General features: G+C 65.9%; 19 protein-coding genes. 11 read left to right on the forward strand and 8 right to left on the reverse strand.

Annotated elements, in window-relative coordinates; translation table 11 throughout:
- Positions 1–2: 2 nt before the first annotated feature.
- Positions 3–887 carry a 4-(cytidine 5'-diphospho)-2-C-methyl-D-erythritol kinase gene (locus RAD10_RS25905; protein WP_461619757.1) on the forward strand — a complete coding sequence of 295 codons (885 nt, stop codon included), beginning with the start codon at positions 3–5 and terminating at the stop codon, positions 885–887.
- A gap of 143 nt (positions 888–1,030) precedes the next feature.
- On the opposite strand, the gene RAD10_RS25910 is transcribed toward RAD10_RS25905, so the two are convergent.
- The 5 genes from RAD10_RS25910 to RAD10_RS25930 form a co-directional block, all read right to left on the reverse strand.
- Positions 1,031–1,921, reverse strand: coding sequence for an alpha/beta fold hydrolase (locus RAD10_RS25910; protein WP_461619714.1), 891 nt, complete (start codon positions 1,919–1,921; stop codon positions 1,031–1,033).
- Positions 1,914–2,546, reverse strand: coding sequence for a LysE family translocator (locus tag RAD10_RS25915; RefSeq protein ID WP_461619715.1), 633 nt, complete (start codon positions 2,544–2,546; stop codon positions 1,914–1,916). Before RAD10_RS25915 ends, RAD10_RS25910 begins: the two co-directional genes overlap by 8 nt.
- A 43-nt stretch (positions 2,547–2,589) precedes the next feature.
- Positions 2,590–3,852 (reverse strand): beta-ketoacyl-ACP synthase II, encoded by a 1,263-nt coding sequence (gene fabF / locus RAD10_RS25920; protein ID WP_461619716.1) that lies wholly within the window; start codon positions 3,850–3,852, stop codon positions 2,590–2,592.
- Position 3,853: 1 nt separating this feature from the next.
- Positions 3,854–4,369 carry a winged helix-turn-helix transcriptional regulator gene (locus RAD10_RS25925; RefSeq protein WP_461619717.1) on the reverse strand — a complete coding sequence of 172 codons (516 nt, stop codon included), beginning with the start codon at positions 4,367–4,369 and terminating at the stop codon, positions 3,854–3,856.
- 323 nt (positions 4,370–4,692) lie between these two features.
- Positions 4,693–5,700 carry a polyprenyl synthetase family protein gene (locus RAD10_RS25930; RefSeq protein ID WP_026202916.1) on the reverse strand — a complete coding sequence of 336 codons (1,008 nt, stop codon included), beginning with the start codon at positions 5,698–5,700 and terminating at the stop codon, positions 4,693–4,695.
- 135 nt (positions 5,701–5,835) lie between these two features.
- Between RAD10_RS25930 and RAD10_RS25935 the strand changes: the two genes are divergently transcribed.
- The 6 genes from RAD10_RS25935 (at position 5,836) to glyS (ending at position 11,507) form a co-directional block, all read left to right on the forward strand.
- Positions 5,836–6,063, forward strand: coding sequence for a putative signal transducing protein (locus tag RAD10_RS25935; RefSeq protein ID WP_018323354.1), 228 nt, complete (start codon positions 5,836–5,838; stop codon positions 6,061–6,063).
- Complete coding sequence (locus RAD10_RS25940; protein WP_461619718.1) at positions 6,056–6,820, forward strand: tRNA1(Val) (adenine(37)-N6)-methyltransferase; 765 nt, start codon at positions 6,056–6,058, stop codon at positions 6,818–6,820. The genes RAD10_RS25935 and RAD10_RS25940 overlap by 8 nt, the downstream gene beginning before the upstream one ends.
- A gap of 214 nt (positions 6,821–7,034) precedes the next feature.
- A complete protein-coding gene (locus RAD10_RS25945; protein ID WP_091956049.1) occupies positions 7,035–7,943 on the forward strand; it encodes a S49 family peptidase in 909 nt (302 codons plus the stop codon).
- Positions 7,944–8,048: 105 nt separating this feature from the next.
- Positions 8,049–8,240, forward strand: a complete 192-nt coding sequence (locus RAD10_RS25950; RefSeq protein WP_008131462.1) for a hypothetical protein — start codon at positions 8,049–8,051, stop codon at positions 8,238–8,240.
- A 232-nt stretch (positions 8,241–8,472) separates the two neighbouring features.
- Positions 8,473–9,408, forward strand: a complete 936-nt coding sequence (locus RAD10_RS25955; RefSeq protein WP_018323356.1) for a glycine--tRNA ligase subunit alpha — start codon at positions 8,473–8,475, stop codon at positions 9,406–9,408.
- Positions 9,408–11,507 carry a glycine--tRNA ligase subunit beta gene (gene glyS / locus RAD10_RS25960; protein WP_461619719.1) on the forward strand — a complete coding sequence of 700 codons (2,100 nt, stop codon included), beginning with the start codon at positions 9,408–9,410 and terminating at the stop codon, positions 11,505–11,507. Before RAD10_RS25955 ends, glyS begins: the two co-directional genes overlap by 1 nt.
- Before the next feature lie 295 nt (positions 11,508–11,802).
- Here the strand turns inward: glyS and RAD10_RS25965 are convergent, their stop codons facing one another.
- Positions 11,803–12,156: a DUF1236 domain-containing protein gene (locus RAD10_RS25965; RefSeq protein ID WP_091967335.1), complete on the reverse strand. Its 354-nt coding sequence runs from the start codon at positions 12,154–12,156 to the stop codon at positions 11,803–11,805.
- A gap of 231 nt (positions 12,157–12,387) precedes the next feature.
- Between RAD10_RS25965 and RAD10_RS25970 the strand changes: the two genes are divergently transcribed.
- The 4 genes from RAD10_RS25970 to RAD10_RS25985 all read left to right on the forward strand — a co-directional run bounded on the left by RAD10_RS25970 (position 12,388) and on the right by RAD10_RS25985 (position 17,479).
- A complete protein-coding gene (locus tag RAD10_RS25970) occupies positions 12,388–12,543 on the forward strand; it encodes a DUF3096 domain-containing protein (RefSeq protein WP_008562090.1) in 156 nt (51 codons plus the stop codon).
- Between the two features lie 96 nt (positions 12,544–12,639).
- On the forward strand, positions 12,640–15,591 hold the full coding sequence (gene ppdK, locus RAD10_RS25975; protein ID WP_461619720.1) for a pyruvate, phosphate dikinase: 2,952 nt from the start codon (positions 12,640–12,642) through the stop codon (positions 15,589–15,591).
- A gap of 19 nt (positions 15,592–15,610) precedes the next feature.
- Positions 15,611–15,898 carry a hypothetical protein gene (locus RAD10_RS25980; protein WP_461619721.1) on the forward strand — a complete coding sequence of 96 codons (288 nt, stop codon included), beginning with the start codon at positions 15,611–15,613 and terminating at the stop codon, positions 15,896–15,898.
- 126 nt (positions 15,899–16,024) lie between these two features.
- Complete coding sequence (locus RAD10_RS25985; RefSeq protein ID WP_461619722.1) at positions 16,025–17,479, forward strand: cell wall hydrolase; 1,455 nt, start codon at positions 16,025–16,027, stop codon at positions 17,477–17,479.
- Between the two features lie 182 nt (positions 17,480–17,661).
- On the opposite strand, the gene nadC is transcribed toward RAD10_RS25985, so the two are convergent.
- On the reverse strand, positions 17,662–18,540 hold the full coding sequence (gene nadC, locus RAD10_RS25990) for a carboxylating nicotinate-nucleotide diphosphorylase (RefSeq protein WP_461619723.1): 879 nt from the start codon (positions 18,538–18,540) through the stop codon (positions 17,662–17,664).
- A gap of 11 nt (positions 18,541–18,551) precedes the next feature.
- Positions 18,552–20,150 carry an L-aspartate oxidase gene (locus RAD10_RS25995; RefSeq protein ID WP_461619724.1) on the reverse strand — a complete coding sequence of 533 codons (1,599 nt, stop codon included), beginning with the start codon at positions 20,148–20,150 and terminating at the stop codon, positions 18,552–18,554.
- Between the last annotated feature and the right edge of the window lie 13 nt (positions 20,151–20,163).

Raw genomic sequence — 20,163 nt, forward strand, 5'->3', positions numbered from 1 at the left:
CGATGCCGGCGTTGATTGAAGAAGGACGGGCGAAGGTCAATCTCAGCCTTCGCGTCGTGGGCCGTCGTGCCGATGGCTATCATGATCTCGAAAGCGTGGTCGCGTTTGCCGATTGCGCCGATCGGCTGACATTGGAGCCGGGCGGCGAGCTGAAGCTCGCCACCACCGGACCGTTGGCCGCGGCTTGCGGCGATACCGCGGACAATCTCGTCTTCAAGGCCGCCAGGCTTCTGGCCGACGCGGTGCCGAACCTGAAGCTCGGTGCCTTCGCGCTCGACAAGGTGCTGCCGGTTGCCGCCGGCATCGGCGGCGGCTCGGCTGATGCGGCAGCGGCGCTGCGACTCCTGGCGCGTCTCAACAATCTGTCGCTCGACGATCCGCGCCTGCAGAAGGTCGCGCTCGCAACTGGCGCCGACGTCCCGGTGTGCCTGCTCTCGCGCGCCTGCGACATGACCGGCGTCGGCGAGCAGCTGCTGCCGCTCGCACTGCCGAGCATGCCCTGCGTGATGGTCAATCCGCGCGTGCCTATGGCCACCAAGGATGTTTTCCAGCAGCTGGGCCTGCGCAACGGCGAGCTCCTGGTCGGCGCCACCTCGGTTCTGGGAGCTCCCGCCTGGCCGGAAGAGGGCGGGTCGATCGCCGATTGGGTCGACGTTCTCGAAACCGTCGCCAACGATCTCGAAGCTCCTGCGCTGCGGATCGAACCTGTCATCGGCGACGTGCTGGAGGCCTTGCGTGACTCCGCCGGCGTCAAGCTCGCCCGCATGTCCGGCTCGGGCGCGACGTGCTTTGCGATCTACGGCTCGCCCGTCGACACGCATGCCGCGGCCGAAAAGATCCGGCGCGACCACCCCGGCTGGTGGGTGCATGCGGGGACGTTGAGCTAGATATTTCCCCGGCGACAGTGCCGTAGGGTGGGCAAAGCGACTTGTCCGCCGTAGCTCAAAGAGCGAAGGCGGAAGCGTGCCCACCACTTTCAAGAACGTGGGCACGGCGCTGACGCGCCTTTGCCCACCCTACGGCAGCCGAGCTAGCCGCTGCCTTGCTCGGCCAGCCCGAGAAACCGCCGGATCTCGCCCAACACCTCGTCCGGCTTGTCGTGCTGCAGCCAGTGTCCGGCGCCTGAGATGGTCTCGACGCGCGCTTGCGGGAAGTAACGCTCCAGGCCTGCTGCCCTGGCACCGGCGAGAAAACTCTCGCCGGCGTTCAAGAGCAGCGTCGGGCAGGTGATGCGCGACCACAGCGCGATGTGATCGTCCGGCCAAAGCCGGTGCGGCGCGGAGGCACGCTGATAGGGATCGAACTTCCAGCTATAGGTGCCGTCCTCGTTCTGCCGTGCGCCGTGCGTGGCGAGATGCAGCGCGAGGTCGCGGGAGAGACGCTTGTTGTGAAGCACCATCTGTGCGGCGGCGTCTTCGAGGGTCGCATAGTGGCGCGGCGTGCGGTCATGCAGTCTGTCGAGCTGGGCTACCCATTTGCCGATACGCTCATGCGCCGGCGGCTTCGGCGTGTCCGGCAGCATGGTCACGCCGTCGAGCACGACCAGCTTCGTGACCTGCTCGGGGAATGACCCTGAAAAGATCAGGCTCACCATGCCGCCCATCGAATGGCCGACGAGGGTCACCTGAGAAGCTGCGATGGTGCGGATGAGCTGGACGAGATCGTAGACATATTCGGTCAGCGCGTAGCTGCCGCCCCTGGTCCAGTCGGAATCGCCATGGCCGCGCAGGTCGGGCGCCACCACATGAAAATGCGGCTGCAACGACCGGGCGATGACGTCCCAGCTCCGGCAATGATCGCGGCCGCCATGGACCAGGATGAGAGGCGGCGCGCCCTCATTGCCCCAATCGGCATAATGCAGCCGCAGGCCATGAGACTCGTAGAAGCGGCTTTGCGGGGCGAGCACCGGGGCACTATCCATTCGCCGGCCGCCGCACCAGGGCCAGCGACAGGCCGAGGCCTGCAATGAAGACGCCGGAGCCCTGCGTGAGACGCCGCATCAGATGCGGTCGTCCAATCAGCTGCGTACGTGTCGCGGAGGCCATCAGCACCACGACGACGTCGGCGAGCGTGTTCAACGCCACCGAGATCGCACCGAGCAGGATGAATTGCAGCGTGGGGCTCGGTCCCGCGGGATCGAGGAATTGCGGAATGAAGGCGAGGAAGAACGCGGCGGTCTTCGGGTTCAGCGCCTCGACCAGCACGCCCTCGCGGAACGCGCGCTTGTCGCCGAAGGCTTCTCCCTCGAGCGACAGTGTGCGGCCGGCGCTCCGAAAAGTCTTGATGCCGAGCCAGACCAGATAGAGCGCGCCGACGAATTTGACGGCGGCGAACAATTCGGCGCTGGCGAGGATGATTGCGGAGATGCCGAGGCTGCCCGCGACCACATGAACCAGCCCGCCCAGCGCCGTGCCTGCGGTCGATGCGAAGCCGCTGGCCCGTCCCTCCGACAAGGTTCGTGCCGCGACGTAGAAGATGCCGGGGCCGGGAACGGCGGCGATGAGACAGGCTGCGGCCAGGAACAGCCAGAAATTCGTTTCGATCATCCTGTTTTGGTAACGGAGCGGGCCGCGATTGCAAGGCTCTCGTTTAGCCCGTGCGGCGGAAGATCACGCTGGCATTGACCCCGCCGAAGCCAAAGCCGTTGGAGATCGCGTGTTGCATCGGCATCGGCCGCGCGGTGCCGGCGACGATGTCGATGCCATTAGCGCCCGCATCGGGGTTTTCCAGATTGAGCGTCGGCGGCGCTATCTGGTCGCGTAGGGCAAGCACGGTGAAGATCGCCTCGAGGCCGCCGGCGGCGCCGAGCAGATGGCCGGTGGCCGATTTGGTCGCGCTGACGGCGATGCCGCGGTTGCGGCCGAACAGCGCGGCGATCGCGCCAAGCTCGCTCTCGTCGCCGGCGGGCGTCGATGTTGCGTGGGCGTTGAGGTGCTGCAGATCCGCCGGCGCAAGGCTCGCCTGCCGAAGCGCGATCTCCATGGCGCGGCGCGCGCCGTCGCCGTCGGGCGGGCCTGATGTCATGTGGTAGGCGTCGGCCGTCGTGCCGTATCCGATCACCTCCGCGATCGGCGTGGCGCCGCGCGCGAGCGCATGTTCGAGTTCCTCGATGACAAGAATGCCGGCGCCTTCGCCCATCACAAAGCCGTCGCGGTCCCGATCGAACGGGCGCGAGGCGCGCGCCGGCTCCTCGTTGAACCCGCTCGACAGCGCGCGCGCTGCCGCAAAGCCGCCGAGGCTGACGATGTCGATGCAGGCTTCCGCGCCGCCGCAGATCGCGATGTCGACTTCGCCTGATCGAATCATGCGCGCGGCATCGCCGATCGCCTGCACGCCGGCCGCGCACGCGGTGACCGGTGTGCCCAGCGCGCCATTGTAGCCGTATTTGATCGAGACGTGGCCGGCGGCGAGATTGGCCAGGAACGAGGGGATCGTGAACGGCGAGAGCCGGCGCACGCCGCGCTGCTCGGTGATGCGCACCGCCTCCGCCATCGCCGGGAAACCGCCGACGCCGGAGGCGATGATCGTCGCGGTGCGTTCCAGCGCGGCAGCATCCTGCGGCGTCCATTTCGCCTGCGCGATCGCCTCGGCGGCCGCGAGCAGCGCGAACAGGATGAAGCGGTCCATCTTGCGCTGGTCTTTTGGTGCGGCGGCCTGCGCGGGGTCGAAGCCGCCATCGGCATCGTCGGCCTTGTCGGGCACGAGTCCGGCAATGCGCGCCGGCAGCGCCAGCGCCCATTCTGGCAGCGGGCGCAGCCCGCTATGGCCGGCGAGCAGCCGGCGCCAGGAGGTTTCGACACCGCAGCCGAGCGGCGACACCGCGCCCATTCCCGTCACGACGATACGACGCATGTTACTCTCCAACCGGCGCGACGGCCGGGTTCATGGCCTTGAGTGAAGCGATGCGCTTGCGCATGCCGCGGCTGGCGCGGGGGCCGGCGACGACGACCGTATTGGCGAGCGTGATCGGCTGCATGTCGGTAGCGTCGACCACGACCGGATCGAACGGGCGAGCGTCGCTCCGGCTCGCCAGCACGATGGATTCGCCCTTGGGCGCGAGATGCTTGTTGCCGAAGGCGAGCAACGTAGCGATCACCGGGAAGAAATCCCGCGCCTTGTCCGTCAACACGTATTCGTAACGTGGCGGCCGCTCCTGATAGCGGCGGCGCACGAACATGCCTGATGCGGTGAGGTGAGCGAGCCGCCGCGACAGGATGTTCGGCGCGATCCCGAGGCTTTGCGAAAATTCGTCGAATTTCGTCGCACCCTGAAACGCATCCCGCAGGATCAGGATGCTCCACCATTCACCGACCGTCTCCACGGCACGACCGACCGGGCATTCCAGGATCGAGGGGGATTTGGGCTGCATGGCGGGAAGGTAGGGTAGTGACTTGCAAAAAGCAAGTAACTCGTCATTGCGAGCGCAGCGAAGCAATCAAGAGTCTTTCCGAGGAGACAGTCTGGATTGCTTCGCTGCGCTCGCAATGACGAGGTGGAGACAGTCGCGGCCTAACTCACCGCTGTCGTCCCGGCGAACGCCGGGACCCATAACCACAGGGAGTGGTTTGGCGAAGATTGGTTGTTATTGGTACTGGCACCCAACGCAGTATCGATGGATCACGCGATATGGGTCCCGGCCTTCGCCGGGACGACACCAAGTGTTGGGCTGGCAATGCGCCTAAACGCAAAAGCCTAATGCGACCGTGCCAGACAGAACGCCACCACCTGCTCCAACGCGCTCTTCATCGGCGAGGAGGGGAACAGCGCCAGTGCGTCCACCGCCATGGCGCCGTAGTGCTGGGCGCGGCTGAGCGTGTCCTCGAGTGCGCGGTGCTTGTTCATCAATCCGATGGCGTGATCGAGGTCGCTGTCGCCGATTTCACCGCGCTCCAGCGCCCGGATCCAGAACGCGCGCTCGGTGTCGTTGCCGCGGCGGAAGGCGAGCACGACGGGCAGGGTGATCTTGCCCTCGCGGAAATCGTCGCCGGTGTTCTTGCCGAGCTTTGCGCTCTTGCCGCCATAGTCGAGCACGTCGTCGACGAGCTGGAAGGCGATGCCGAGATTCATGCCGACCGAGCGGCAGGCGGTCTGCTCGGCCTTGGGGCGGTTGGCGATCACGGGGCCGACCTCGCAGGCGGCGGCAAACAGCTCGGCGGTCTTGCCGCGGATCACGGCGAGATATTCGTCCTCGGTGGTCGCGGTGTTCTTGGCGGCGGCCAGCTGCATCACCTCGCCTTCGGCGATGGTGGCGGCGGCCGCAGAGAGGATGTCGAGCGCGCGGAGCGAGCCGACCTCGACCATCATGCGGAAGGCCTGGCCGAGCAGGAAGTCGCCGACCAGCACGCTCGCCTCGTTGCCCCAGAGCATGCGCGCCGACAGCTTGCCGCGGCGCATCTCGCTCTCGTCGACGACGTCGTCGTGCAGCAGCGTGGCGGTATGCATGAACTCGACGGAGGCGGCGAGCTTGATATGGCCGTCGCCGGTGTAGCCGGCGAGGTTGGCCATGGCGAGCGTCAGCATCGGCCGCAGCCGCTTGCCGCCGGAGGAGATCAGATGGTTGGCGACCTCCGGGATCATGGTCACGTCCGAACCGGTCCGCGACAGGATCGTGGCGTTGACGCGCTCCATATCAGGGGCGACAAGGGCAACCAGCTCTTCGATCGACGCGCCGGGAGTTTCGAAAGGTACGATGACGGCCACGCCGGTCTCCAATATTTGCCCCGGAGGGGCTATTCTGACGGAAAGACAATAGAAACTGGCGGCGGATGCGGCAAGGCCCGCGGAACCATTGACATTTGCCGCTTTAACCCCCTCTCAGGCAAGGAAACCTGCGTTTTGCGTGAACTGGTTCGGACCAACGATATGGTGCTGGTGTCGGCGATCGGCGCGCTGCTCGACGGCGCCAACATCCATCACCTGGTGCTGGACCAGAACATGAGCATCATCGAGGGCTCGCTCGGCATTTTGCCGCGGCGGATCCTGGTTCATGAGGACGACGCCCAGGAGGCCAGGGAGCTCCTCACCGAAGCCGGCCTCAGCCACGAACTGCGCGGCGATGAGTGAGGCCGCAGATATTACCGAGGACGCCTTTCTCGGCGGGCAATTGCGCCTGAGGCAGAAGCGGAGTGGCCACAGAGCCGGGCACGACGCCATTCTGCTTGCGGCGGCGACGGAGGCCCGTCCCGGGGACCGCGTGGTCGATTTCGGCGCCGGCGTCGGCACGGCCGGGCTGGCGCTGGCCCGGCGCGTCGCTGGTATCGGGCTGAGCCTGGTCGAGATCGATCCGGAGCTGGCCGAGCTCGCGCGCGCCAATGCCGCCGCGAATGCGCTTGCCGCCGAGACCATCCTGCTCGATGTCACCGCCGACGCCACGGCCTTTGCGGCAAACGGGCTGTCGCCCGACAGCGTCGATGTGGTGCTGATGAATCCGCCCTTCAACGATCCGGCCCGGCATCGCGGCTCGCCGGATCAGGCGCGTCACACCGCGCATGTGGCGACGGAGGAGACCCTGCATGCCTGGGTGCATGCAGCGCGGCGCATCCTCCGATCGAATGGTGTGCTGACATTGATCTGGCGCGCAGATGGCATCGCCGATGTCCTGGCGGCGCTGTCACGCGGCTTCGGTAGCCTTTCGGTCCTGCCGGTTCACGGTGAGGCGGGGCGGCCTGCGATCCGCGTGCTGGTGCGTGCGGTCAAAGGTGGCCGGGCTCCGACGCGATTGCTGCCGGGCCTCATGCTCAACGACGAGTCAGGCGCGTCCAAGAAAGAGGTGACGGAGATTCTGGAGGGGAGAGCGGCCTTGCCGCTGCTGGAACCGTGACGGCTTACTGCGGAAGCGATTCCGGCTGTTGCTCTTGCGGGGACGTCAAGCGGATCGCCATGAACAGCGCACCGATCAGCAGCATCAGCAGATAGATTTTCATGGTGTTCTCCGCTGCCTCATTGAAGCCTCCCAGCGGGAAATCTGCAAAACACGTTCCAGGCACTTCCAATGACAGTCGCGTGATAAGAAATGGTTAATCAGAGGTAACGGCATGGCCGAACAATTGAAAGATCGTGAGAGTTCCGGCCTGGCCGACAAGCTCATGCAATATCTGCCGGCGCGCTTCCGCCCCGGTACCGCGGTCGTGCCGGTGGTGCGGCTGTCCGGTGTGATCGGTGCGGTGACGCCGCTGCGCCCGGGCATGACGCTGGCGGGCGTTGCGCGGGTGCTGGAGCGCGCGTTCTCGTATCGGCACGCCAAGGCGGTGGCTCTGGTGATCAACTCGCCCGGCGGCTCGCCGGTGCAGTCGCGCCAGATTTATCTGCGCATCAAGCAACTCGCGGCGGAGAAGAAGCTGCCGGTGCTGGTGTTCGTCGAGGACGTTGCAGCCTCTGGCGGCTATATGATCGCCTGCGCCGGCGACGAGATCATCTGCGATCCCTCTTCGATCCTCGGCTCGATCGGCGTGGTCGGCGGCAGCTTTGGTTTCCAGGAGGCGATCAAGCGGCTCGGCATCGAGCGGCGCCTCTATACGGCCGGCGCACACAAGGCGATGCTCGATCCTTTCCTCCCCGAGAACCCCGACGACGTCGCCAAGCTGAAGGCGCTCCAGCGCGAAATCCATCAGATCTTCATTTCCCTGGTGAAGGAGAGCCGCGGCGCGCGCCTCAAGGGCGCGGACGACGCCCTGTTCACGGGCGAATATTGGGCCGGCGAGAGTTCGATCGCGCTGGGACTCGCCGACAGCATCGGCGATCTCCGCTCAACTCTTCGTGCCCGCTATGGCGAGAAGGTTCTCACCCCCGTGATCGCGCAGCCGACCGGGCTGCTCTCCGGCTTTCTGGGCCGGAAATCGCCCGGCGCGGGGCAGCTTTCGGCCATGGAATCAATGGCCGGCCTGCCGGACGATCTGATCTCGGCGCTTGAGACGCGGGCGATCTGGGCGAAATTCGGGTTCTAGGCCGAGCCCTCCCGCGCCATTTGGCCTCTTGGCCTGCCGATTGCGGCGCAGCCCCGACTGCGCAACAATGTGCGTGGGGGCTGAGCACTATACGAGGATCGACAGATGCCGCCGTTCGTCGCTTTCGCGGGCGTCCTGGGTGGGCTTGCCGTGGTCCGCTGGGCCTACAAGACCGCTGTCAGGATCAACCAGGAGCTGGAGGAGATGCGCCTGTCGCGCGTCGCCGAGGCCGCCCATATGGGGAATATCCAGACCCTGAAACGTGACCCCGTGACCGGAGCCTACCGGCCGGGTTAGCGCTCTCAACCCGTAAGGTGCCGTAGGGTGGGCAAAGCGAAGCGTGCCCACGACAGCACCTCAATCCTGGAAAGATGGTGGGCACGGCGCAAGGGCGCCTTTGCTCACCCTACGGCACTGTCCTCGACGCGTGCCGTTTGGCCCGAAACCGCCCCCTTTGCCTTGATTCCCAACCCCGCCGTCGATACGGTCCCGCGCGATTCAAAACCCCCCGCGAGAGCCTGATCTGACGATGGACGCCTCATTGCCCGCCCATATGCGCCCGGAACGCTCGTTCCAGGGCTTCATCCTCGCGCTCCAGCGGTTCTGGGCCGAGCAGGGCTGCGTGATCCTGCAGCCCTACGACATGGAGATGGGCGCGGGCACCTTCCATCCGGCAACTACGTTGCGCGCGCTCGGGCCAAAGCCCTGGAACGCCGCCTATGTGCAGCCCTCGCGCCGCCCCAAGGACGGCCGCTACGGCGAGAACCCGAACCGGATGCAGCACTATTACCAGTTCCAGGTGATCATGAAGCCGTCGCCGCCGAACCTTCAGGAGCTGTACCTGAAGTCGCTGGCCGCGATCGGCATCGATTCCGCCGTGCACGACATCCGCTTCGTCGAGGACGATTGGGAGAGCCCGACGCTGGGCGCCTGGGGTCTCGGCTGGGAGTGCTGGTGCGACGGCATGGAAGTCAGCCAGTTCACTTATTTCCAGCAGGTCGCCGGCTTCGAATGCGCGCCGGTCGCGGGCGAGCTCACCTACGGGCTCGAGCGTCTCGCGATGTATGTGCAGGGCGTCGACCGCGTCTACGACCTCAACTTCAACGGCCGCGAGGGCGACGCCAAGGTCACCTATGGCGACGTCTTCCTGCAGGCCGAGCGGGAATATTCGAAGCACAACTTTGAAGTCGCCGACACCGCGATGCTGTTCGAGCAGTTCAAGATGGCGGAAGCGGCTTGCCGGAAATATCTCGACGCCGGCTGGAAGGACGACAAGCGCGAGGCGCATCTGATGGCGCTGCCGGCCTACGACCAGTGCATCAAGGCGAGCCACGTCTTCAACTTGCTCGATGCCCGCGGCGTGATCTCCGTGACGGAGCGGCAGAGCTACATTCTTCGCGTGCGTGAATTGGCAAAAGCCTGCGGCGAGGCCTGGATCCATACTGAAGCGGGCGGAGCGGCCTGATGCCCGAACTTTTGCTTGAACTGTTCTCGGAAGAGATTCCCGCGCGCATGCAGGCTAAGGCGGCCGACGATCTGAGCCGTCTGGTCACCGACAAGCTCGTTGCCGAAGGCCTGGTTTATGAGGGCGCGAAAGCGTTCGCGACGCCGCGCCGCCTCGCGCTCACCGTGCACGGCATTCCCGCGCGTCAGCCTGACCTCAAGACCGAACGCCGCGGACCCAAGGTCGGCGCGCCCGACGCGGCCGTGCAGGGCTTTTTGAAAGCGACGGGATTGAAGTCGCTGGATGAAGCCAAGATCCAGCGCGATCCCAAGGGTGATTTCTACATCGGCTTGATCGAGAAGCCCGGCCGCGATGCGATCGACGTGCTCGCGGAAATCCTGCCCGTCATCATCCGCACCTTCCCCTGGCCGAAATCGATGCGCTGGGGCGCGCGCTCGGGCAAGCCGGGATCGCTGAGCTGGGTGCGCCCGCTGCACGCGATCACCGCGACGTTCGGGCTCGAGACGGAAGAGCCTGATGTCGTGAAGTTCGAGGTCGACGGCATCGCGACCGGCCAGACCACTTATGGCCATCGCTTCATGGCGCCGGACGCGATCAGCGTGCGCCGGTTCGAGGACTATGAGGCGAAGCTGAAAGCCGCCAAAGTCATTCTCGATCCGCAGGCGCGCAAGGACATCATCTTCGCCGACGCCAAGGAGCTGACCTTCGCACAAGGCTTCGAGCTGGTTGAGGATCAGGTGCTGCTGGACGAGGTCTCGGGCCTCGTCGAATGGCCGGTCGTCATGATGGGATCGTTCGAAGCGGAATATCTCGCCATCCCGGACGAGGTGATCCGCGCCACCATCCGCAACAACCAGAAGTGCTTTGTGGTCAAGGATACCAAGACCGGGAAGCTGACCAACAAGTTCGTCCTCACCGCCAATATCGAGGCGACCGACGGCGGCAAGGTCATCGTATCAGGCAACGAGCGCGTGATCCGTCCGCGCCTGTCGGATGCGAAGTTTTTCTACGAGACCGACCTCAAGACGAAGCTGGAAGACCGTCTGCCGAAGTTCGAGCAGATCGTGTTCCACGAAAAGCTCGGCACGCAGGCCGCGCGTATCAAGCGCATTGAGCGGCTCGCCGCCGAGATCGCGCCGCTGGTCGGTGCCGATGTCGCCAAGGCGACGCGCGCCGCGCATCTGGCCAAGGCGGATCTGCTGACGGAGGTCGTCGGTGAATTCCCTGAAGTGCAGGGCCTGATGGGCAAGTACTACGCGCTGGCGCAGGGCGAGGATGCCTCCGTCGCCGCGGCGTGCGAGGAGCACTACAAGCCGCAAGGGCCCGCCGATCGCGTGCCGACCGATCCGGTGAGTGTTGCGGTGGCGTTGGCGGACAAGATTGATACGCTTGTTGGCTTCTGGGCGATCGACGAAAAGCCGACGGGCAGCAAGGATCCGTATGCCCTGCGTCGTGCAGCGCTGGGCGTGATCAGGCTGATCGCCGAAAACGGGCTGCGGCTCTCGCTCACGAAAGTCGCGGCTTCCGCACTTGCGGGCTTGTTGGTGAAGCCTGCCGATGCCACGAGGCTTCCGAGCGATCTGCTCGCCTTCTTTGCCGACCGTCTGAAAGTCCAACTCCGCGAGCAGGGCGCGCGGCATGATCTTGTCGACGCCGTGTTCGCGCTCGGCGGTCAGGACGATCTGCTGATGATCGTCCGCCGGGTCGAGGCGCTCGGCAAATTCCTCGACACCGACGACGGCAAGAACCTGCTCGCCGGGACCAAGCGCGCCAGCAATATCCTCTCGATCGAGGAGAAGAAGGACAAGCGCAGCTTCGACGGTGCGCCGGATGCTGCGCTCTACAGCCTCGGTGAAGAGAAGGCGCTGGCCAAGGCGATCGGCGAGGTGCAGGCGGAAGCCAGCGCCGCCGTCGCCGGGGAAGACTTTGCCGCTGCGATGAGCGCGATGGCAAAGCTGCGTCCGCCGGTCGATGCGTTCTTCGACAAGGTTCGCGTCAATGATGACGATGCGAAGGTGCGCGAGAACCGCCTGAAGCTGCTGAACGAGATCCGCAGCGCCACGCGTGCGGTGGCGGATTTCTCGAAGATCCAGGATTGAGGCCGCGGCAATTGCGGCTCTCGTGCCCCGGACGCAGCGCAGCGCCACTTGGCGGTGCGCTGCAGAGCCGGGGCCCATGCCGGACGCGTGCTCGGAGCTTCTGGGTCCCGGCTCTGCGCCGCAACGCTTGCGCGTTGCGCCTTGTCCGGGACACGAGCGCGCCAACACGAACGCCTGCCCAAAAAGAGCCCCGCCCGGCGGGGGGAAGGACCGGGCGGGGCCTGATGTCCGATTAACTGCTCGCGCCAGCCTGATGTGACGCGCCGGACATCTAGTCGATGTCAGCCAGTCGATGTCAGTCCAGCACCTCGACGATGCGGCGCGAGCGCGGCTCGACCAGCACGGTTTCGCCGTTCACGACTGTGTAGCGATAGGTGGTGGCGCCGAAGCGTTGCGGCACGTCATAATAAGTGACGCCGCTTTCGGGTAGGGTGGCGCCGACCACGATGCGATCCGGGATGCGGAAGGCTGGCACACGTTGCTCGACGACATAGTCGCGGAAGGCCGGCCGCTGATCGGCCGCAATGGTCGGCGCGCTGTCGACCACGGCGGGCGCGCGTCCGACGGTGACACCGCTTTGCGCCTGCGCCGCAAGGGGCGAGCCGATCGCGGCCGCGAGCGCTGCAAGAGCGAGAATCCTGTTCCGCATGGACAACTCCTTCGACGTGATTTTATTTTCGGACGCGTCAATGGCGCGACCGGTTGGCCAATGCATGCACCCTTGGCAATGTTCCGGGAAAAGGCCCGCCGCATTCGCGGCAATTTCAGGCAGTTTTCGTGGGTGCCGGAACTCGCATCGCCTCTTGCGCGTCTCTACTCGCGGAACCGGGAGGGCTATGATCCGCCCGCGATTCGCCCCACCTCCACAGAAAGATCGTTCATGCACATCACCGTCGCCCACATTTCGCCGATCCTGTCGTTGATTGCGGGCGTGCTCATCCTGATCATGCCGCGGCTCCTCAACCTGATCGTCGCGATCTTCCTCATTGTGAACGGTGCGATCGGGCTCGGGCTCCTGAAATGGCTCCGCTTCTAGGCGTTCATTTTCCGGAACTGTCTGACTTGCGCGGGCCCGCCCAAAATGGTGTAAGGCCCGCGAATTCCCATTCCTCTCGCAGGTTGTGTGCAAGCTATGGCCAAAGCCGCCTCGAAGCCCAATAAAACTCCAGCGAAATCAAAGTCTTCCACCAAGGCGAAAGCCGCGCCGGCAGCCCGCAAGACGCTTGCCAAGAGCGCGCCCAAGCCGGTCGCCAAAGCTGCCGCAAAGCCGGCCGCCAAAACTGCCGCAAAAGCTGCTGCCAAGCCGGCTGCGAAGGCTGTGACCAAGGCGGCTCTGCCGAAGGTCGCTGCGAAGCCTGCGCCGAAGAAGGCTGCATCAGCCAAGGCCGCGCCAGCCGCGGGCAAGGCCGGCAAATGGGTCTACACGTTCGGTGACGGCAAGGCCGAGGGCCGCACGGAGATGCGCGACCTGCTCGGCGGCAAGGGCGCGAACCTTGCCGAGATGGCCAATCTCGGCCTGCCGGTGCCTCCGGGCTTCACCCTCCCGACCTCGGTCTGCACCTATTTCTACGCCCACGACAAATCCTATCCGAAGGAGTTGCAGTCGCAGGTTGAGAAGGCGCTCGACTATGTCGGCAAGTTGACCGGCAAGATCTTCGGCGATGCCAAGAACCCGCTGCTCGTCTCCGTGCGCTCCGGCGCGCGCGCCTCGATGCCGGGCATGATGGACACCGTTCTCAACCTCGGCCTCAACGACCAGACCGTGGAAGCGCTGTCGGAATTGTCGGGTGACCGCCGCTTCGCCTATGACAGCTATCGCCGCTTCATCACCATGTATTCGGACGTGGTGCTCGGTTTCGAGCATCATCACTTCGAGGAAATCCTCGACACCTTCAAGGACGGCCAGGGCTACACCCTCGACACCGACCTCTCCGCCGAGGACTGGGTCGAGCTGGTCGGCAAGTACAAGGACGCCGTCGCGCGCGAGACCGGCAAGGACTTCCCGCAGGATCCGCACGATCAGCTTTGGGGCGCGATCGGCGCGGTGTTCTCATCCTGGATGAACGCGCGCGCGGTGACTTACCGCAAGCTGCACGACATTCCGGAATCCTGGGGCACCGCGGTCAACGTGCAGGCCATGGTGTTCGGCAACATGGGCGAGACCTCGGCGACCGGCGTTGCCTTCACCCGCAACCCCTCGACCGGCGAGAGCAAGCTCTACGGCGAGTTCCTGATCAACGCGCAAGGCGAGGACGTGGTGGCGGGCATCCGCACACCGCAGGACATCACCGAGGAAGCGCGCCAGGAATCGGGGTCCGACAAGGCGTCGATGGAAGCGGCGATGCCGGAGGCCTTCAAGGAGCTGACGCGGATCTACACGCAGCTCGAGAAGCACTACCGCGACATGCAGGACATGGAGTTCACCGTCGAGCGCGGCAAGCTGTGGATGCTGCAGACCCGCGGCGGCAAGCGCACCGCGAAAGCGGCGCTGCGCATCGCGGTCGAGCTCGCCAATGAAGGCCTGATCTCGAAAAAGGAAGCGGTGACACGGATTGATCCGGCTTCGCTCGATCAGCTGCTGCATCCGACCATCGATCCCAACGCCAAGCGTGACGTGATCGCGACCGGCCTGCCGGCATCCCCGGGTGCTGCCTCCGGCGAGATCGTGTTTTCCTCGGACGAGGCCGCCAAGCTTCAGGCCGACGGGCGCAAGGTCATTCTGGTCCGCATCGAGACCAGCCCGGAAGACATCCACGGCATGCACGCCGCCGAAGGCATTTTGACCACGCGCGGCGGCATGACCTCGCACGCGGCGGTGGTCGCGCGCGGCATGGGCAAGCCCTGCGTCTCCGGCTGCGGCACCATCCGCGTCGATTACGGCCGCGGCACCATGAGCATCGGTTCGCGCACCTTCAAGACCGGCGACGTGATCACCATCGACGGTTCGCTCGGCCAGGTGCTGGCCGGCCGCATGCCGATGATCGAGCCGGAGCTGTCCGGTGAGTTCGGCACGCTGATGGCCTGGGCTGACCAGGTCCGCAAGATCGGCGTCCGCGTCAACGGCGACACGCCCGACGACGCGCGCACCGCGATCAAGTTCGGCGCCGAAGGCATCGGCCTGTGCCGCACCGAGCACATGTTCTTCGAAGAGACCCGCATCCGCACGGTGCGCGAGATGATCCTCTCCGAAGACGAGCAGTCCCGCCGCGCGGCGCTCGCAAAACTGCTGCCGATGCAGCGCGCCGACTTCGTCGAGCTGTTCGAGATCATGAAGGGCCTGCCCGTCACGATTCGTCTGCTCGATCCGCCGCTGCACGAGTTCCTGCCGCACACCCACGCCGAGGTCGAGGAAGTGGCACGCGCCATGAATACCGACCCGCGGCGCCTGGCTGACCGCGCGCGCGAGCTCTCGGAGTTCAATCCGATGCTCGGCTTCCGCGGCTGCCGCATCGCGATCGCCTATCCGGAGATCGCCGAGATGCAGGCGCGTGCGATCTTCGAGGCGGCGGTCGAGGCCGAGAAGCGCACCGGCAAGGCCGTCGGCCTCGAGGTGATGGTGCCGCTGATCGCGACCAAGATGGAGCTCGACCTCGTCAAGGCGCGGATCGATGCGACCGCGCAGGCGGTGATGCGCGACACCAACACCAAGCTGACCTATCAGGTCGGCACCATGATCGAGCTGCCGCGCGCCTGTCTGCTCGCGGCCGAGATCGCAGAGTCGGCCGAGTTCTTCTCGTTCGGCACCAACGACCTCACGCAGACCACCTACGGCATCAGCCGCGACGACGCGGCGAGCTTCCTCGGTCCCTACGTGGCGAAGGGCATCCTGTCGGTTGATCCCTTCGTCGCGCTGGACCAGGAAGGCGTCGGCGAGCTCGTCAAGATCGGCGTCGCGCGCGGCCGCAAGACGCGGGCGAAGCTCAAGGTCGGCATCTGTGGCGAGCACGGCGGCGATCCCGCTTCCGTCGCCTTCTGCCACAACATCGGCCTCGACTACGTCTCCTGCTCACCCTACCGCGTGCCGATCGCCCGTCTCGCAGCGGCGCAAGCCGCACTCGGCAAGGCGATCGCCAGCCAGGCGTAAGCAGAACTAGAATACTGGGATGAAAGAGGCGGGGCCAAAACCCTGCCTCTTTTTCGTTTTCGCGATGCTCTCGCCAACCCGTCATTGCGAGCGCTGCGAAGCAACCCAGAATCTCTCCACGGCGGCAACCTGGATTGCTTCGTCGCAAGAGCGCTCGGACAACAAGGAACCGCACGCGCATCCCGTATTGATACGCGCCAGCAAGAGTTCCTTCACCATTCGCGTTGACCGGTTGTTTACCGCTTCACGTGACGACGCATTTACCACCGTGCGCGATCAACCCGTGAAAACACCTGCAATCGCTTGAGTGTGCCGCACGCGCAACGCCGATTAACGCCCCGGCAACCTAAATTGGATACTTACGATAAAGATCGAATTGCACGGATGTACTGCGTTTCGATTTTTCTGGCGTAAGCGTAGCGTGAGCGTATCGATGTCTGTGTTGCGTAACCATCCGAAGGGCGCGCGGTTCGCGTCCTTCGGCATCGGTCTCTGCATCTTCGCATTGATGCCGAGAGAGACCGGCTATCAGGATATTGCCTCTCTGCTGGCGCGCCAACCCGGCGTCGCCGAGCGTTGGCAGAAGCAGGTGTTCTCCGCAGCGTCCTCGATCCAGCTCGCGACCTACAGTTTTTCCCGCCCCATCGGCACCTCGGTTCCGCAGAGCGCGATGGTTCGCCTGGCGAGCCTCGATGGTCGCGACGTCACCGGCGCGATCAGCCGCAATCCGGCGCTGCAGGCTGCGCCGCGCTACCAGGCTTCAGACTTTCCCAAGGTCGATCGCTCCATGAAGGGTGATCGCCTCGCGACCGTTGCACCGACCGAGGCTCCCGAGACGGCCGCGCCCACTGCGGCACCGGCGCAGCAAGATCCCGCGACGTCGAACAGCTCGGTGTTCGGCGCCAAGACCGCCGCGCTGCCGCAGGCGATGTCGCCGGAATCCGCGGCCGCGCTCGATCCCGAGCTCCAGGAAGCGCTCCGCGCGCCACCGCTACCGCAATACACCAATGCCCCGCGGGCCAGCGACGCCGCGCGCGCGTTCGCGGTGCAGCCGCTCGAGGCGCTTAAGCGGACCACTGCGCCGACGACGCCGGTGCGGGATCCCTTCAGCGTCAAGACCTCCAACCTGTTCTTTGGCAGTTCCTCGCTCGGCGGCAATCTCGAAAGCATCGAGAGTTGGCAGCCCGGCGCCGAGCCGCTGATCGTGATGCCCGATCCCGACATGAAGGTGACGGCCTCGTTGTCGCCGCCCACAGTGGACATCGCCAAGGATATCGAGAGCGGCGAGAGCGTCGCGCCGAAGGGCGAGGTCAACGCCGACAACCAGCGCGCCAGATCGCCGGCGGAGCGTCTCGCGCTCGACGACAAGTCGCGCGCGAAGTCCGAGAAGTGCCTTGCGGAAGCCGTCTATTTCGAGTCGCGCGGCGAGGCCGTGCGCGGCCAGATGGCCGTCGCGCAAGTCGTGATGAACCGCGTGTTCTCCGGCAAATATCCCGACACCGTGTGCGGAGCGGTCTATCAGAACAAGCACCGCCATCTCGCCTGCCAGTTCACCTTCGCCTGCGACAACAATGCCGACGTGATCCGCGAGCCCGAGATGTGGGAGCGCGCCAAGAAGATCGCGAAGGCGATGCTCGACGGCCAGATCTGGCTGCCCGAGGTCGGCAAGTCCACGCACTATCATGCCTATTGGGTGCGTCCGTCCTGGGTCGCCGAGATGAAGAAGATGTACAAGACCGGCGTGCACACCTTCTATCGGCCACGCGCCTGGGGCGACGGCAGCGAGGAACCAAGCTGGGGCACCCCGGCCCAGACCGCCGCGCTGTCGGCCGAGCTTGCGCAGGAAGCCAAGAGCTCTGCCGAGATGGGTGCGAGCGAGCGGCGCTGAGGCAATCAATCGTCGCGGCAGTGAAGGTGCGCTCCCTCTCCCGCTTGCGGGGGAGGGTCGGGGAGGGGGTGTTTCCACAGGCGAGAACCCCAGTGTGGAGAGAGCCCCCCACCCGGCGCTTCGCGCCGACCTCCCCCGCAAGCGGGAGAGGTGCAGCCAGCCCTGGGCTCAGAGCGGTGATCTCACATCTCGATATCCAGCGCGCAATCGAAGTTCGGCGCCGAATGCGTCAGCGCGCCCGCCGAAGCGTAGTCAACGCCGGTCGCCGCGATGGCCGCGATCGAGTCCAGCGTGACGCCGCCTGACGCCTCCAGCTTGAGACGGCCCTCGTTGATCCGCACGGCATCGCGCAATGTTGCAAGGTCCATGTTGTCGAGCAGCACGGCGTCGGCAAGTCCGGTATCGAGCACCTCGCGCAATTGCGCCAGCGTATCAACTTCTATCTCGATCTTGACGAGATGGCCGGCATGGGTGCGGGCGCGCTCCAGCACCGCACCAACGCCGCCGGCGACCGCGATGTGGTTGTCCTTGATCAGGATCGCATCGTCGAGGCCGAAGCGGTGGTTGAAGCCGCCCCCGCAGCGCACGGCGTATTTCTCCAGCGCGCGCAGCCCCGGCGTGGTCTTGCGCGTGCAGCAGATGCGCATCTTCGTGCCTTCGGTGCGGGCGACATAGTCGGCCGTGAGCGTCGCGACGCCCGACAGGCGGCCGACGAAATTCAGCGCCGTCCGCTCCGCTGTGAGAATGGCGCGCGCAGGGCCCGAGATCGTCAGCACCTGCTGTCCGCGGACAATGCGTGCGGCGTCACGGACATGCGCGCGCACCTCGATGTCGGAGGAGAGCTTTTGCAATGTCGCGAGTGCCAGCGGCAGGCCTGCGATTACGCCGGACTGGCGCGCGACCAGAATGGCTTGCGCCCTGGTCGCTTCCGGGATCGTCGCAAGGGAGGTGATGTCGCCGGCGCGGCCGAGATCCTCGTCGAGCGCGCGCTGCACCGCTTCGTCGATCGCAAGCGGTGAGAGGAAGGCGTCGGGATAGAGCAGGGAGGTGGGGGTAATCATGGAAAACTCCGTCAGGCAATCATGGGTTGGGCGACCCGCGGCAGGGAACTCAGGCTGTCCGCGATCTCGCGCACCGCGGCGAGTGTCGTCATCGTTCGCTGTGCCCGCGCAGGGACCTCAGCCGGATGGTCGGAGCGGAAATGCGCGCCGCGGCTCTCGTGGCGGCTCCACGCCGAGGCGGCAACGAGCAGGGCAGACGTCGCCATGTTGCGCAGCGCGATGCTCGTTGCCTCGCGTTCGAGCGCAGCGAAGTGGTGCACGGCCTCGGTGAGGCCGTCGCCCTCGCGGATCACGCCGACATGCGCGCTCATCATTGCGCGCAGCCGCTTCCCGGCCAGAGCATCCGGCGCCCCGCCGCGCGGTGTCACCAATGCGTCGGGGAGGCGGGCAGGTGCGGGGATCGAGCGGCCGGCGATGTCGTCGGCGATGCGCGCGGCGTAGACCACCGCCTCCAGCAGCGAATTCGAGGCGAGCCGGTTGGCGCCGTGCGCGCCGGTCGACGACACCTCGCCGCCGGCCCAAAGTCCGTCGATCGAGCTGCGGCCGCGCGCATCCACGGCGATGCCGCCCATGTGGTAGTGCGCGGCGGGCGCAATCGGGATGATCTGCGTGGCCGGATCGATGCCGGCCGCGATGCAGCTCGCATGCACGGTTGGAAATTTGTCAGCGAAGCGCGCGCCCAGCGCCTGGCGCGCGTCGAGGAAGGCGCCGCGACCGGCCGCGATCTCGGCGAACACGCCGCGGGCCACGATATCGCGTGGCGCGAGCTCCGCGAGCGGGTGGCGCGCAACCATGAAGCGTTCACCGGCGCCATTGACCAGCGTCGCGCCTTCGCCGCGCAACGCTTCGGTGGCGAGCGGTGCCGGATCGCGGCCGACCATGATGGCGGTCGGATGGAACTGTACGAATTCAGGGTCGGCGATGACTGCGCCCGCGCGTGCGGCGATCGCAAGGCCCGAGCCGCTGGCTTCGAGCGGATTTGTGGTGACGGCATAGAGATGTCCAATGCCGCCGGTTGCGAGCACTATCGCGCGCGAGGCGAGCAGGATCGGCCGTGCGGCGGGATTGTTGGCCTCGCGCAGCTGAAGGCCGGTGACGGCGCCGTCCTCCGTCAGCAGCGCTTCGGCGACCAGACCTTCGATGACGCGGATTGACGGCGTGCGCCGTACGGCTTCGCTCAGCGCCGCGATGATCGCAGCGCCCGCGCCATCGCCGCGCACATGCACGATGCGGCGTGCGGAGTGTGCTGCCTCGCGTCCCACGGCGAGCCTGCCTTCGAGGTCGCGATCGAAAGGGACGCCATAGGTCAGGAGATCGTGGATGCGCGGCGCGGCCTCGCGCGCGATCCCAAGTGCAACCGCCTCGTCGACGAGGCCGCCGCCGACCGCGATGGTGTCGGCGGCGTGGGCTTCGGGCGTGTCGCCCTCGGCGACCGCCGCGGCGATGCCGCCTTGCGCCCATGCGGATGATGCGCCCTGTCCCAGCGGCGCGGCCGAGATCAAGGTCACCGGCCGCGGCGCCAGCTTCAGCGCGCAGAACAGCCCGGCAAGGCCGCCGCCGACGATGACGATGTCGTCGGTGCGGGTGAGATTGTGGATGGTGTTGGTCATCGTTCTCTCCATT

The organism is Bradyrhizobium sp. 23AC, from assembly GCF_054863025.1.